This window comes from Alteromonas sp. P256 (assembly GCF_036864455.1).
Classification (GTDB): domain Bacteria; phylum Pseudomonadota; class Gammaproteobacteria; order Enterobacterales; family Alteromonadaceae; genus Alteromonas.
The window spans coordinates 177,714-192,891 of the sequence record NZ_JAZETM010000004.1 but is presented as its reverse complement, the minus strand read 5'-3'; the positions used below and the strand labels follow the sequence as shown (position 1 = coordinate 192,891).

Annotated in this window: 13 protein-coding genes; 7 read left to right on the top strand and 6 right to left on the bottom strand. The window is 44.2% G+C overall.

Translation table 11 applies throughout. The annotated features are described in order from the left end of the window. The first annotated feature begins 86 nt into the window (after positions 1 to 86). Complete coding sequence (locus V7R39_RS08630) at positions 87 to 1,355, top strand: efflux RND transporter periplasmic adaptor subunit (protein ID WP_334030061.1); 1,269 nt, start codon at positions 87 to 89, stop codon at positions 1,353 to 1,355. Continuing rightward, on the top strand, positions 1,355 to 4,477 hold the full coding sequence (locus V7R39_RS08625; RefSeq protein WP_334030060.1) for an efflux RND transporter permease subunit: 3,123 nt from the start codon (positions 1,355 to 1,357) through the stop codon (positions 4,475 to 4,477). The genes V7R39_RS08630 and V7R39_RS08625 overlap by 1 nt, the downstream gene beginning before the upstream one ends. Positions 4,478 to 4,594: 117 nt before the next feature. Here V7R39_RS08625 and V7R39_RS08620 read toward each other — a convergent pair whose 3' ends face one another. Next, positions 4,595 to 5,197, bottom strand: coding sequence for a hypothetical protein (locus tag V7R39_RS08620; RefSeq protein ID WP_334030058.1), 603 nt, complete (start codon positions 5,195 to 5,197; stop codon positions 4,595 to 4,597). A 163-nt stretch (positions 5,198 to 5,360) separates the two neighbouring features. Here V7R39_RS08620 and V7R39_RS08615 point away from each other — a divergent pair, with 163 nt between their 5' ends. The 5 genes from V7R39_RS08615 to V7R39_RS08595 all read left to right on the top strand — a co-directional run bounded on the left by V7R39_RS08615 (position 5,361) and on the right by V7R39_RS08595 (position 9,462). Beyond that, complete coding sequence (locus V7R39_RS08615) at positions 5,361 to 6,071, top strand: SIMPL domain-containing protein (RefSeq protein ID WP_334030057.1); 711 nt, start codon at positions 5,361 to 5,363, stop codon at positions 6,069 to 6,071. 177 nt (positions 6,072 to 6,248) lie between these two features. Then, on the top strand, positions 6,249 to 6,545 hold the full coding sequence (locus tag V7R39_RS08610; RefSeq protein ID WP_334030055.1) for a DUF1289 domain-containing protein: 297 nt from the start codon (positions 6,249 to 6,251) through the stop codon (positions 6,543 to 6,545). A gap of 74 nt (positions 6,546 to 6,619) precedes the next feature. Further along, entirely contained in the window at positions 6,620 to 7,444 is an 825-nt protein-coding gene (locus V7R39_RS08605) for an HDOD domain-containing protein (RefSeq protein WP_334030053.1), read from the top strand. Positions 7,445 to 7,743: 299 nt separating this feature from the next. Continuing rightward, positions 7,744 to 8,505, top strand: a complete 762-nt coding sequence (locus tag V7R39_RS08600; protein ID WP_334030052.1) for a DUF481 domain-containing protein — start codon at positions 7,744 to 7,746, stop codon at positions 8,503 to 8,505. Between the two features lie 207 nt (positions 8,506 to 8,712). Beyond that, entirely contained in the window at positions 8,713 to 9,462 is a 750-nt protein-coding gene (locus V7R39_RS08595; RefSeq protein WP_334030051.1) for a DUF481 domain-containing protein, read from the top strand. Between the two features lie 157 nt (positions 9,463 to 9,619). Here V7R39_RS08595 and serA read toward each other — a convergent pair whose 3' ends face one another. From serA to V7R39_RS08570, 5 genes are all read right to left on the bottom strand, one after another. Further along, on the bottom strand, positions 9,620 to 10,849 hold the full coding sequence (serA, locus tag V7R39_RS08590; RefSeq protein WP_334030049.1) for a phosphoglycerate dehydrogenase: 1,230 nt from the start codon (positions 10,847 to 10,849) through the stop codon (positions 9,620 to 9,622). A gap of 106 nt (positions 10,850 to 10,955) precedes the next feature. After that, the gene (gene rpiA / locus V7R39_RS08585) at positions 10,956 to 11,612 is read right to left on the bottom strand and encodes a ribose-5-phosphate isomerase RpiA (RefSeq protein ID WP_163104663.1); all 657 of its coding nucleotides are present in this window, start codon (positions 11,610 to 11,612) and stop codon (positions 10,956 to 10,958) included. 86 nt (positions 11,613 to 11,698) lie between these two features. Beyond that, entirely contained in the window at positions 11,699 to 12,424 is a 726-nt protein-coding gene (locus tag V7R39_RS08580; protein WP_334030048.1) for a 5-formyltetrahydrofolate cyclo-ligase, read from the bottom strand. A gap of 122 nt (positions 12,425 to 12,546) precedes the next feature. Then, positions 12,547 to 14,163, bottom strand: a complete 1,617-nt coding sequence (locus tag V7R39_RS08575; RefSeq protein WP_334030046.1) for a hybrid sensor histidine kinase/response regulator — start codon at positions 14,161 to 14,163, stop codon at positions 12,547 to 12,549. 67 nt (positions 14,164 to 14,230) lie between these two features. After that, complete coding sequence (locus tag V7R39_RS08570) at positions 14,231 to 15,175, bottom strand: nucleoside hydrolase (protein WP_334030044.1); 945 nt, start codon at positions 15,173 to 15,175, stop codon at positions 14,231 to 14,233. Between the last annotated feature and the right edge of the window lie 3 nt (positions 15,176 to 15,178).

Below are 15,178 nucleotides of genomic sequence, written 5' to 3'. Positions count from 1 at the left end.
ATGAAAATATAATTATTTTTATTGTTTTAACTTTAGCATAATACTTCCCATCAATCCTATAGCTAACTTTTAAAGAGTATCTTGCAATGAAAAGTTTAACCCGTTTTATGGCAGTGGTAGGTCTCACTGCACTTATTGCCGCATGCGGTGATAAGCAGGAATCTGACCAAATGATGCAAGCGAGTCAAGGTGTGCCAGTAGATGTTGCGACCGTGGTATCTCAGCGTTTGACCGAATGGGATAACTTTACCGGACGTCTGGAATCGCCGCACATTGTAGCGCTTCGTCCTCGTGTTTCAGGCTATATTGATTTTGTTGCCTATGAAGAGGGTGAATATGTTGAGCAAGGGCAAACCTTGTTTCTTATTGATAATAGAACCTTTAAAGCAGAAGTATCCCGTTTAACGGCGCAGCTTGAAGAAGCAAAAAGCCGACTATCTCTTGCCAAGCAAAATTACGACCGTGCCTTTAAGTTGCGTAAAACCCAAGCGGTATCAGAAGAAGTTCTAGATGCTCGACTAGCCGAGAAGAATCAAGCGATGGCGAGTTTAAATCAAACGCAGGCGTCATTAGAAGTTGCCAGATTAAATCGCGGTTTTGCACGTGTTGAAGCACCTATTTCGGGTCGTGTATCGCGTGCTAATATCACCGAAGGTAACTTTGTTACCGCAGGGCAAACCGAACTTACCCGTATCGTGTCTACCGACCGTTTGTATGCCTACTTCGATATTGACGAGCAAACCTACCTTAATTATTTGTCTGATAAAACCAATGCCTCTACCGCAGTGAGTGAGCAGCCAGTAGCAATGCGCTTGGCAAACGAGAACGATTACATGCATTGGGGGCAAATCGATTTCATTGACAACCAGGTTAATGCAAATACTGGCACTCTTCGTGTACGCGCTGTGTTCGACAATGAAAACGGCCGTTTAATTCCTGGTTTGTTCGCTCATTTAAAACTTGCTGGTGATACCAACGAAAAGGGCATACTAATTAAAGAAAGAGCCATAGGCACCGACCTGAATAATAAGTACGTGCTTGTGGTAAATGATGATAATAAAGCGGAGTACCGCCCAGTCACGTTAGGCGACAAAGTAGGAAGCATGCGCATTATTAAGCAAGGACTTTCTACAGACGACACGATTGTAGTTAACGGACTTCAACGAGTTCGCCCGGGCGCAACCGTGGCCAGAAACAAAGTTCCCATGAGTGATGAAGATGCGCTTGCAAACTTAGAGCATTGGCAGTCTCGCGTTGACAGCGCAACGCAACTTACTCAACACATGGCGCAGGTGGAAGACGTGTTATCAGGAGGTTCATTCTCTACCGGTTCAGCAGCGGCAGGCCTTAAATAATGAATGTTTCGCAATTCTTTATTAGCCGGCCGATATTCGCCGGCGTATTGTCCATACTTATTTTCATCGGTGGTGCCATCGCGGTATGGCAGCTACCTATTACTGAATATCCTGAGGTAGTGCCGCCCACTGTAGTAGTCACGGCAAACTATCCTGGTGCTAACCCTGAAGTAATAGCAGAAACCGTCGCCACTCCGTTAGAGCAAGAGATTAACGGGGTAGAAAATATGCTGTATATGTCATCGCAAGCAACAAGCGATGGACGTATGACCCTCACGATTACCTTTGCCATTGGCACCGACCCTGACGATGCCACAACCCTTGTACAAAACCGTGTTAATCGCGCGACCCCACGGTTGCCACAAGAAGTACAGCGCCTTGGTGTAGTGACCGAAAAATCATCTCCAAATTTAACCATGGTGGTGCATTTAACGTCACCGGATAATCGCTACGACATGCTGTATTTGTCGAACTATGCCGATCAAAATGTAAAAGATGAACTTGCGCGAATTGATGGTGTTGGTCAGGTGCGTTTATTTGGCGCAGGTGAGTTCAGCATGCGCGTATGGCTCAACCCAAGTAAGCTTGCTGCACTGCAGATGAACCCCGGCGACGTGGTTGCCGCCATTGCAGATCAAAATCAACAGGCTGCTGCTGGTAGTTTGGGCGCACAGCCTACTGGGTCTAGTGAATTTCAACTGTTAATCAACGTTCGCGGCCGGTTAAAAGACGAGTCAGAGTTTGAAAATATCATCGTTAAAACTGGCGATGATGGTGAAATTACGCGACTAAAAGATATAGCGCGTATAGAGCTTGGTGCAAATACTTACTCGTTGCGTTCGCTACTTAATAACAAGCCGGCTGCGGCAATCCCAATTTTTCAGGCTCCAGGTTCAAATGCAATACAGATCTCTGACGATGTCCGCGCTCGCATGGCTGAGTTATCTCAGCTGTTCCCTGAAGGGCTAGAGTTCGACATTGTTTACGATCCCACTGTGTTTGTAAGAGGCTCCATAGAAGCGGTAGTAAACACCCTTTTTGAGGCAGTGTTGTTGGTGGTGCTCGTCGTGGTTCTGTTTTTGCAAACATGGCGCGCCTCAATTATTCCCTTAGTGGCGGTTCCTATTTCGTTGGTAGGTACCTTTGCATTTATGCAGCTAATGGGCTTTTCCCTCAATGCGCTGTCGTTGTTCGGATTAGTACTGGCAATAGGTATTGTTGTTGATGATGCCATTGTGGTGGTGGAAAACGTAGAGCGAAATATCGCAGAGGGTAAAACGCCTTTCGATGCCACCGTGCAGGCGATGAAAGAGGTTACTGGGCCTATTATTGCCACTACGCTAGTGCTGGCAGCAGTATTTGTTCCCACTGCATTTATGAGCGGTTTAACAGGGCAGTTCTATAAACAGTTTGCGTTAACCATTACCATTTCAACGGTTATCTCTGCGATAAATTCTTTAACTCTCAGTCCAGCGCTGTCTGCGCTGTTGCTAAAACCTCATGGCAAGTCTAACGATTGGCTAACGCGGGGCATGGACAAGGTGTTTGGCAGATTTGTGTTTGCGCCCTTTAATCGTTTGTTCGAGCGCAGTGCAAAAGGGTATACCAATGCGGTTGGTGGATTAATCCGTAAAAGCAGCATTGTATTAGTGCTTTACGCCGGCCTTATTGCGCTAACTTACAATCAATTTGCTACTACGCCAACGGGGTATGTGCCCCCTCAAGATAAGCAATATCTTGTGGCGTTTGCGCAGCTTCCTAATGCAGCAAGTTTGGACAGAACCGAAGAAGTTATTCGAGAGATGTCCCGTATTGCAATGGAACACCCGGGTGTTTCAGACGCGGTAGCATTTCCTGGGCTAAATATTAACGGGTTTACCAATAGTCCCAGCTCGGGCATCTTGTTTACACCGTTGAAACCCTTCGACGAGCGGCAGTCTCCAGAGTTATCGGCAGGTGCCATTGCCGCTACACTAAATCAACAGTTTGGCTCGATAAAAGGCGCCTATGTGGCCATATTCCCACCGCCGCCGGTAAATGGGTTGGGTACGATTGGTGGCTTTAGATTACAGGTTGAAGATAGAGGCAACCTTGGGTTTGAAGAGCTAGAGAGAGTTACTCAAGAAGTGATTGGCAAAGCGTGGCAGCATCCTGCGCTTACCGATGCTTTTACCAGCTTTACCGTTGCCGTTCCGCAATTAGATGTGGATGTAGATCGGGAAAAAGCAGTCAGTCAAGGGGTAAACATAGATACCTTGTTTACCACTATGCAAGCTTACTTGGGCTCGCTGTATGTGAACGACTTCAATCTATTTGGGCGAACTTATCAGGTGAACGTGCAGGCCGATGCACAGTACCGTCAAGATATAGAAGATATTAGCCAATTCAAAATACGAAACGCTCAGGGCGACATGATCCCCCTTGGTTCTTTTTTAGATGTTGAGCATAGCGCCGGCCCAGACAGAGTGATGCATTACAACGGTTATATTACGGCGGAAATTAATGGCGCACCTGCACCTGGATATTCATCTGATCAGGCGAGAGCCGCTATTGAGGAAATTCTTGCCGAGACATTACCGTTAGGCATGACCTACGAGTGGACAGAGCTTACCTACCAGCAAATACTGGCAGGTAACGCAGCGGCTTATATCTTCCCACTTGTTGTGCTGTTGGTGTTCTTAGTCTTAGCGGCTCAATATGAAAGCTTGCGTCTGCCGCTAGCCATTATTCTTATTGTGCCTATGACCCTGCTAAGCGCGTTAATAGGGGTTAAAATTTACGGTGGAGATAACAACATATTCACCCAAATAGGGTTAATCGTGTTGGTAGGCTTAGCAACTAAAAACGCCATTCTTATTGTAGAGTTCGCGAAAGAGTTACAAGACAGCGGCATGAGCGCGTTAGCGGCAATTAAAGAAGCGAGCCGCTTGCGTTTACGCCCTATTTTAATGACTTCAATCGCCTTTATTATGGGGGTATTGCCTATGGTGCTTTCTACTGGTGCAGGGGCCGAAATGCGTCAAGCCATGGGTGTAGCGGTCTTCTCGGGCATGATAGGAGTCACCGTCTTTGGCCTTATCCTTACACCGGTGTTTTATTACTTACTGAAACGGAAAGGCTAGAGCGTATCGACTAGCGCTTTTATTCTTCGTTTTTATTAATTGAACATTTCCGTCTACCCAAGCGTTGCTCTCTTAAGGAGCCTTTTAGGCCACTCAATTGAGTGGCCTTTTTTTCAACTAACGGTTTTTCACATTTTCAAATTTGGTCTTTGCCTCTACGTATTGAGTGTAGCGCTTGGCAAGTTCAGGGTTTGAATTTATAAGGTCAGCCATTTTCTTAGCCATTTCTTTTTTCTTTTTTGCATAGATTAAACGTAAGGCTGCTTTGTCTGGCACTGCGTTCAAAATTGAGCTAGCGTCAAGCCTGCCACTCCTCAAAGCGGCAGTCTCTAGCTCTCTAGCGTTTTCAATTTCTACAAATCGGGGGATGCAGGCGCGATGCTTAACTTTTGACTGAAGATGCATTGAGCGCATTTCACAGTCCATTCGAAATTGATTTTCATCTATAAGCTCGTTGTACAGATCAAAAAAATTATCTTCTTGACGATAGAAGGCTTTTCGCAGCAGATTGGCTGGCATTTTTCCTAATACTTCTATCTTTTCTACATCATCATTAACTGTATTTTTATTGTTTACTTTCGCGCTCTCTATTTGCGCCGCTTCTATTTGAATACTTTCCATGTAAAAAGCGTAGCCTGCCTCTACTGGGGAGATGAGTAGCAAAAGCATAAAAGCAGCGAATTGGCGTGTTACAATAAATCTCTTATTCTTACTCATCACACTGTCCTTTTCATGATTTTAAATTTAACCATAGACTAATGAAAATAGAAATCAAATGAGATAAATGTCTTTGTCGTTTCCTATTAATTAGAGTCCATCCAATCAAGCGTGTATATTTAACAATAGTTCAGTTGAGCTCTGCCGTACAAAGGAGGTTAGTTATATGAAAGTTGGCGCCGCAATAATAATTTCTCTGGGGATGATTGTTGCCACGGCTTTTCTGGGTACAACCCTATCTGCATCGATGAAAGATATGCAAACCTGGAATAGGGTGGTAACGGTAAAAGGGTTATCAGAACGGGAGTTTGTTGCCGACCAAGTTATTTGGCCAATTCAGTTTGTGGATGCGGGTAACGACCTACCGGAGCTTTACGAGCGAATTGAGCAAAATAGTGCAACAGTAGTTCGCTTTTTAAAAGAAAGCGGTATTAAGTCAAAAAGTATTACCATTGGCAAACCCCAGATTACGGACAAACTTGCACAGCAGTACGGTGGTGGCGAAAGGGCCTCTTTTAGATATAGCAGTGTTCAAACTATTACTGTATTTTCAACGCAAGTAGAAACGGTTCGCATAGTCATGCAGCAGGTGGGTAAGCTAATTAAATCGGGCATAGTGTTATCGGAGAATCGCTATGAAAATAAACCTGACTACGTATTTACTCGATTAAACGAAGTGAAACCGTCGATGATTGAGGAAGCCACATTAAATGCAAGAGAAGTGGCTGAAAAGTTCGCAACAGATTCGCAAAGTACGTTAGGTAAAATCAAGCGAGCCAATCAAGGTCGCTTTAGCATAAGCAGCAGAGACAGTTATCACCCTCATATTAAAAAAGTGCGCGTGGTATCGACCATCGATTACACGCTAGTAGATTAGTTAAAGGCGTTATTTACGCTGAAGGCTCCGAGAAGCTATCGGCTTATTTGATGCTAATGTCTAGTAGCAGTAAGGTTGAATTTCGTGTTTAATCGGCGCTGTGAGTTCGCTAACGTTAACATCACATTAGAAAGGGCTGCGGTAACGAGTTCATTCTAGCAAAAACATTGAGAGATCATGTCACAGCAGAAACCACAGTCTGAACAACTGGAGTTCTTTGAGATACCAAGCCCGTGTATTGGAGTTTGCGAATCTGGGCCCCGAGGTTTTTGCAAAGGCTGTCTTAGAAGCCGAGATGAACGTCTTTATTGGCTTCAAGTAAATGATACAACAAAACGCCAGATTATAGCGGCCTGCTTGAGGCGCAAACGCGCTATTATTACCAGAGCGCGCAAACAGCAAAAAGAATCACAAAGTAAGAAGACAAATAGCCAAATAGGCCTGTTTGAGAATGAGCAACGCGATAATGAATAGCTGCTGAGACGAGAGCTAAAAGGCGTCAAATGCAGTAGCCATAGTCGCGTCTAAGACCAATTGAGAGTGTGTTAATGTCGATAAAGAAATACGTAAACTTTGCCACTAAATCCTTTGCGCTTCCCGATGTGTGCGTAAGGTTGCGTGAATTACTCGACTGCCCGCGTTCAAGCGCTGAAGACCTAGGTCACTTAATCAGTATTGACCCCTCGCTTACGGCTAAGGTACTTCGCCTTGCAAACAGTTCTTTGTTCCGTTTTCCCTCTCAAATTGAGTCTGTGTCAAAAGCCATAAATGTGATTGGCGGCGAGGCGCTGTATAACTTAGTCGTCTCTGAAACAGCCAGCACTGCTTTTAAGTGTTTTGATTCTGAACTTATCGATTTAAAACAACATTGGCACGCGTCAGTTTATTCAGGCATGGTAGCCAAACACTTGGCTATGAGTACCAATGTAAAGATCATAGAGCGCTTTTTTGTCATGGGAATATTGCAAAATTTAAGCGAGCTTGTAGTAGCAAAGCGTTCTCCAGCGCTTTACCAACAATATTTAGACACTGACAAGTCACTTCTTCCCTACCAGCGTCAAAAGCAGGTTTTCGGTTTTACCTTCGCACACTGTAGCGGTATCATATTGGAAAGTTGGAACTTACCTATTGGATTATTCTACCCAATCACGCATGTGAACGATGAAGCGAGACAATCATCAGATCGCGAAATTGGGGTGTTAGCGTTGTCCAATCGAATTGCTGTGCGTCAGTTAGATAAAGAAAATCATTCAGGTATTGAACTTTTTACTTCTGAAATAGCCAATACAGTAAGTTTGGACATGGAAATGGTAAGTAATGCCACTGATTACGCAGAGCGCGAAACAGTGAAAATTGCCGCACTAATTAAATGAGTCAAAGCGTTATTTGCAAACAGTACCTTTGCAAATAGTGCCTTTGCAAACATAGCACTTTAGTAAACATAGCACTTTAGTAAATATAGTGGATAAGTAAATATACTGCTTAAGTGACTGTTCTTATAGCTAGTCATTGCTAACTCGTGGCTCAACGCTCAAATGGACTTGAATAAGTGTTTTACTTAAAAGCACTCTCAAATAGAAAGTTCATAAAAGCCAATAACAAAAACGATAAAGCCAACGTAAATTTAATTATGCTTACTGACCTCATTAAGACCTGCTTCGCGCTGTGCGTTATGTGCACCAGCATCTCTTCATTTGCGCAGGCCACCGATCTTATTCAAACGCTGTATCACGCTGACTTTACACCTGACACCGACGACACTATCCCGCAATTCAATCTTGATGGCGAGCTTGGTGTTTTGGTGAACACCGGAAATACATCTGCGGCAAGTGTAAAAGCCGCAGTGAATGCCGATCATGAGACTGAAACGTGGAGCAGCGTTTACTTCGCAGAGCTCCTTTATAAAGAGAGTGCCACCATAGGCGCTAAACGAGATATTAGTGCGCAGCGCTTTTTTGGTAGCGCTCAATTTGATTACAAGCTTGTTGCCAATGGTCGTCGATTTTTTATGTATGGTGATTATGAAGATGACAGGTTTACTGGTTATGAGCACCGTGCGTCGCTAGCAGCGGGTTATTCCGAGCGACTCTGGCGTAACGAGGACAGTGAGTTTCGTTATAGCATAGGCCCTGGTTACAGCTTCATTGAGGCGCAGGCGGACAATAACACCATGGTGAACGACGGCGTTATAGTAAGAGCGTCTGCAGAATATAAATACCGCTGGAGTTCAGGTGCCAAATTAAGGCAATTTGTAAGTACAGAAGCGGGTGAAGAGAACACTAAATCCCGCAGTGAAACCTCTTTATCTGCTAATGTTTTTGGTTCTCTTGCCATGAAGTTATCCTTCATTTTAAACCATGAAACAGATACCGCGGAAGACATAGCGCCTTTAAGCACCGAAACCTCTGTGGCTCTTGTTTACCAATTTTTTTAAACGTTGTTTATTCGTTGTACGCTTTACTACTTTCGGCGATTTTTTGACCTTTTCTCGTTGACTGTCAATTTTTAATCGGTACACTGCGCGGCACACATTATCAGCAGCGATTTATATCGTTGTCATTATCCTGAAAATAGTTGTGTTGCGTCGTCAATGAAGTGATCGCAGCGTAACGAAGGGAAAGTTAATCAATAGGACTGTTCAATGAAAAAGCGCGTTCTGGCATCCATAATCGCATTCTCACTTGCACCCTCTGCTTTTGCTCAAGACAAGCCAAAGCCTAAGCCATTTACTATGGAAGGTGAGTTAGGGTTTATCTCAACAACGGGTAACACAGAAACCACATCAATAAATGCCGGTATCACTGCGCATCAAGAGTTAGAAATGTGGAGCAATGATTACCTGATTGAAGGTCTTTACAAAGAAGAGACTGTAGAGGGTGACGACGGTGAAGACGTTGAATTTACATCAGCACAAAAGTTTTTCGCCTCTGCACAGGGTAACTATAAATTAGATAATCCAGATAATCGCTTGTTCGGCTTTGCCTCGTTTGAAGATGACCGCCTGAGCAACTTTAATTATCAAGCTACGTTAGCACTCGGTTGGAACCAAAAGGTATTACAGAACGAGAGACATACACTAGAATATTCAATCGGTCCGGGTTACTCGTTTGTTGAAACACAAGAAGGTGAAGATCAAGACAGTGTAATTGTTCGTGCTTCAACAGCATATACATGGTTGATTTCAGACACGTCTAAGTTTACTCAAACACTGAGTACGGAAGTGGGTTCTGAAAATACTAAGTCTCGTGCGGAATCAGCACTCACTGCAGTGATCACAGGTAATCTTTCAATGCGTTTGTCATTCAAAATGGATCACAACTCAGACGTAGCTGAAAACAGAGATAACCTTGATACCGAAACAGCGGTTAGCTTAGTATACAATTTCTTTTAAACAAGCTGATACACAAACAGGGTTAACTGTGTAGTGATATAAAAACGCCGCATCGATATTTGTCGATGCGGCGCTTTTGTTTGTGGCTATTGACCATTGTAACGAGTCGCTAGGCATTCAGCCGCCCGCTAGGCTTTCAGCAAGTATGCTGTGCGACCTAGTGCAATATCCGTGTTTTTATAGTGCCGTCAATTTGCTGCAGTTCAGCAAGGGCTTCATAGCCTCTGTCTTCTTTAACATCTACTACCACGTAACCAATTTCAGCGTTCGTTTGAAGGTACTGCGCTTCAATGTTGATGCCTTTCTCTGCAAACGCTTGGTTAATTTGCGTAAGAATACCTGGCTGGTTCTTGTGAACGTGAAGCAAGCGTGAGCGGCTGTTGTGCTCTGGCAGCGATACCTCTGGGAAGTTAACTGCAGACAGCGTTGAGCCGTTATCGCTATATTTCGCAAGCTTACCTGCCACTTCAATACCAATATTTTCTTGCGCTTCTTGGGTGCTTCCCCCAACGTGAGGCGTAAGAATTACGTTGTCGAACTCGCGTAAAGGTGATTCAAACTCTTCGCCATTTGATTTGGGTTCAACTGGGAATACGTCAATGGCAGCACCATTTAACTGACCGCTTTTAAGTGCTTCCGATAGCGCGTCTATATCAACCACCGTACCACGAGACGCATTAATGAGTATACTGCCAGGCTTCATTTGAGAGAGCTCTTTTTCACCTATCATGTTTTGCGTTTCAGGTGTTTCAGGCACGTGAAGTGTGACTACATCAGAGGTATTAAGCAGTTTCTCTAGAGACTTGACTTGGGCTGAGTTGCCAAGCACTAGCTTGTCTTCGATGTCGAAAAACTGCACGCGCATGCCCAAGTGTTCCGCCAAGATGCTAAGCTGCGTTCCAATGTGGCCATAACCAATAATTCCCAGCGTTTTGCCTCTTGCTTCGTAAGAGCCAACAGCGGTCTTTTCCCATTCCCCGCGGTGTGCTTTTGCATTTTTGCTTGGCACTTGACGAAGTAAAAGAATGATTTGGCCTAGCACTAGCTCGGCAACAGAGCGAGTGTTTGAAAAGGGCGCGTTAAACACAGGAATACCGCGACGTTGAGTGGCAGCTAGGTCAACTTGGTTTGTACCAATACAAAAGCAGCCAATAGCAACAAGCTTTTTGGCGGCGTCCACCACCCTCTCTGTAATTTGGGTACGAGAACGAAGTCCCACGAAGTGAGCATCTTTGATTTTTTCAATTAACTCATCTTCTGGAAGAGAAGTTTTAAGATACTCAATGTTTGTGTAACCGTTATTTTTAAGTGTTTCGAGCGCGCTCTGGTGAACACCCTCTAACAATAAAATTCGGATTTTGTCCTTCTCAAGTGAAACTGTACTCATGAACTCGCTGTCTCTCGCTGTTGTGATTCGGTTCGAAATGTGGCTTGAGCCATCTAGACGTCTAAAAGAAAAATAACAGAAAACGCCCTCAGTTAAAAGGAGTATTTCACTTAAAGGTTTTTACACCTTCATCGGTTGCTGAAAGCACGATATCCGCGCCGCGCAAAGCGAAAATTCCGTTAGTGACAACTCCGGGAATATTATTGATTGCTTGCTCTAATTCACGAGGATTGAGTATGTCTAAATTGTGGACATCTAAAATGACATTGCCATTGTCGGTCACGACACCTTGACGGTATTCAGGATCGCCACCTAGTTTCACTAATTCTCTAGCCACAAACGAGCGCGCCATAGGGATCACTTCTACCGGAAGAGGGAAATTACCGAGTACAGGAACGCGCTTACTGTCATCTACAATACACACGAATGTTTTTGCCACGCCAGCCACTATTTTTTCACGTGTAAGCGCAGCGCCTCCGCCTTTAATCATATGCTTGTGTTCGGTGACTTCGTCGGCCCCATCAATATACACCGATAGGTTGCTAACGTCGTTGAGTTCAAAAACCTCAATGCCTAACGCTTTTAGCTTTTCCGTAGAGGCTTCAGAGCTTGATACAGCACCCTCTATTTTATGTTTGATTTTGCCTAATTCTTCAATAAAAAAGTTAACGGTTGAACCTGTGCCTACTCCAACAATGCTGTCTTGTTCAACATAGTCTATTGCCGCTTTCGCTACTGCCTGTTTTTTCGCGTTCTGATCCATTGTTACTCTCCTTTTAGTTTGCTTGGAGTGTAACCGATAAGACGCGAAATCGCAGCTTTATGTCTTCAAAAGAAATGGATCTAGGATTAGGGCGTAATATCAGAAAAGCTGAGTATTCTGTTTGGAGTCACAATAATATCTACCGGAATATCCCAAGGCTCAAAGGGCAGGGTCTCAACTTCTTGCTCATCGTGTGCAATACCAATCAAAATGGGTTTTTGTTGAGTAAATTGAGTAAATGCCAGCGTTCGGTCGTAGTAACCGCCGCCCATGCCCAGTCGATTGCCGTTACCATCAAAGCCCACCAACGGCATTAAAATAACGTCTATGGTGCTAGTGGGAATAACGTTTGGGCAGGCCAGTTCAGGCTCATCAATATTGTATTTATTTTTTACAAGCGTGGTATGTGGGCCATATTCAAGAAACAGCAGGTGGCCTTTACAAACAGGATGTATCACGGGCAGTGAGAACGTTGTGGGCATCGATGTAAGCGCTGATTTAGGTGCTGATGCAGATGAATAATCGATGCCGCTCACCATTTTTTTGCGCATACCTTTGGAACGGCTAAACGTATCTTGCATAAAGGTGCTAAGGTTTATTTCTCCATCGTTCGCTAAATACCCAGCAATTGACTTTGCCTTAGTGACACACGATAAAGAATTTAACTGTTGGCCAATCTGCAGCGCAGAATGCGCACGTTGCTCAGGCGGTATGCTATTTCTTACGTTTCTTAGGCTTTTACGCAAATGTTTGCGAAGACTTGCTGTGCTCTCGGCACGCTCATTATTGGGTAAAAACTTACTCATCGCCATGTTACTCTCCAACCAACTCGCCTTTATTCGTGATTCTAATCGACTTTCGCTTGATTAAAGCTCGCTCAGCCTAAGTCTTTTTAAGTCAGGCATTCTTAACTAGGCATTCTAATTAGGTACTTTTAACCAAGAAAGTGGTTTAGTACTTTTACTAGGTTGGCTGCATTAATTGGTTTCGTCAACACGTGGTCCAGCCCCCTCTCTTTCAAACTGTCGGAAGTAGTAATAGCATCTGCGGTGAGTGCCACAATAGGAAGGTTAGGGTACTGAGTTTTAATAAGCCTAGATGCCTGGTCGCCCTGGATACCGGGTAAATTTATGTCCATTAAAACAAGGTCGGCGTGATTGGATTTTATGTATTCGACGCCTTCTTCACCCGTATCAACAATGGTAAACGCCAGCCCTAACTTCTCAAAAAGCGCTGCAATAACTGCTTGATTAATAGGGTGGTCTTCTACGATCAGAATATTTACGGGCTTAGAAATAGAAAGTTGCGCGGATGCACTTTGAGGAGAGGCTTCTGCCACCTGATTGTGGTCCATCTGCGCAGACGGAATTGAGATACTGACTCTTGTACCTTCTTGCAGTTTACTTTTAAGTTTTATTGAGCCATTCATTAGCTCAACGAGTTGTTTAGATATACTTAGCCCCAGACCAGAACCCGGTATTTTATGTGCATTTTCCATACGCTCAAACCGAGCAAAAAGGCGCGCTTGATCGTCATCGCTAATACCAATGCCTTCATCAATAACAGAAAATATTAAAGCGCCTTTTTTGTATTTTACCAAACAAGACACTGTCTTATATCTGGGCGTAAATTTAATGGCATTGGAAAGTATATTTAGCGCAATTTGCCCAAATTTAGTGTCATCTAAATAGATAGAAGCTGGAAGGCTAGTATCTAGTGTTGCAGTAAACGTGATGTCGTTTTGTTCGGCGCGAACACGGGTAACTGAAAATAGGTGAGTGAAAAAATCGTTGGTATTAATAGGCCGTGGCATAACACGCATTTTACCCGCTTCTATCTGCTTAATATCAAGCACGGAGTTGACGATTTCCAGCAGGCGTTCGCCGCTTTTGTTAATGTGCGAAAGTGAAGAGCTAAATTGAGACGGAAGCGAAAGTTTTCGTGCCTCACTCTCTAGCAAATTGCTGAACGTGTTAATCGCGTTAAGCGGCGTGCGAATTTCATGGCTGACATAAGACAGAAAATCAGACTTAAATTGGCTTGTGCGTTCAAGCTCTCTATTTTTACGTCTTAATTCTAGGTGAGCAACCACTGATTGCCCCAGTGTTTCTAGTGCTTGTTTCTGTTCTTCTGTTAGTTTATTTGGCTTTTTATCAATGGCGCAAAGCGTGCCAATTGAATGACCAGAGGGGGTAATAAGCGGTGCACCCGCATAAAATCGAATATCAGGAGAGCCAGTTACAAGAGGGTTGTCGCTAAAACGCTCATCTTTGGTGGCATCAGGCACTTCAAACACTTTTTGCTGCAATATGGCGTGTGAGCAAAATGCGATTTCGCGAGGTGTTTCTTCGGCAGCAAGGCCAATACGAGATTTAAACCACTGCCTATCCGGATCGATTAGACTAATAAGCGCGATAGGCGTACCGCAAATTTGTGACGCTAGCGCAGTAAGGTCGTCGAACAGCTTTTCAGCTTCAGTATCTAAGATGTCATAGCTTAGAAGTTCAGCTAACCGTTCTTTTTCATTTTCTGGCTCAGGGGCAGACTTCATAGCTCTGGTTTTTAACCTTCAAGTACATGTTCGTTAGGGGAATCTATTGATTCCCCTAACGATATTACTAAAGAGCGTAGGTGTCTATGAACAATTTCTCAAGCTTACTATGGTCTACTTTCGTCGCCACTTTGATCGTATTTGCGTCGTTCCAAAGTGGACTTGGTGTTGTGCCTTTAGGTGCGACTACCGTTTGGCCTCTGTCTAGCGAGCCTGTTCCAACCCTAACGTGGCCCTCGGTTAATTCAAAAAGCTCTGGGTGGCGAAGGTGAGCAATAGGAAACGCATCGTGGAAGAAACACACTCTATCTTCTCTATTTTGCGAGTAAAAATCCATATAGAACTGGGCGCTTTCTTGAACGAAGCCACCTAGCGTTGGGTTTTTCTCAGCCAGTACGTCAACAAAGGTAGGTGCAAATGGCACGTCATTGGTTACGTCTAAACCAAACATAACCAAATCCCAGTCTGCAGCAAACACTATTTCTGCTGCATGAGCATCATTCCAAATGTTTGCTTCTGCAACCGGTGTTACATTGCCAGGCACAAATGCAGCGCCGCCCATTATACTCACGCCTTTCACTAATTTTGGTAGTTCTGGCTCCAAACGAAGCGCTAGTGCTAAGTTACCAAGCGGGCCTATTGCAACTAACGTGATTTCACCTGGGTATTTTCGCGCCATATCAACGATAAACTGTGCTGAGCTGCGTGGGTCAAGCTCGCCTTTAGGCGGCTCTGGTTTAATATGGCCAAACCCGTGCTCTCCATGAACGAAGTGAGCATAAGTCGACTCTTCGCCAACCCAAGGCATGCCAACCCCTTTTGTTACTGGAATGTCGTTCTTGCCAGCCAGTTCGCAAAGCGTTAGGGCATTTTGCGCTGCCATTGTAACGGGAACATTACCGTAAACCGTTGTTAAGCCAAGCAGTTCAATATCAGGTGATTGAAATGCAAAAAATATGGCCATTGCATCATCAATGCCCGGATCGGTATCTAATATTATTTTATGTGCCATGAA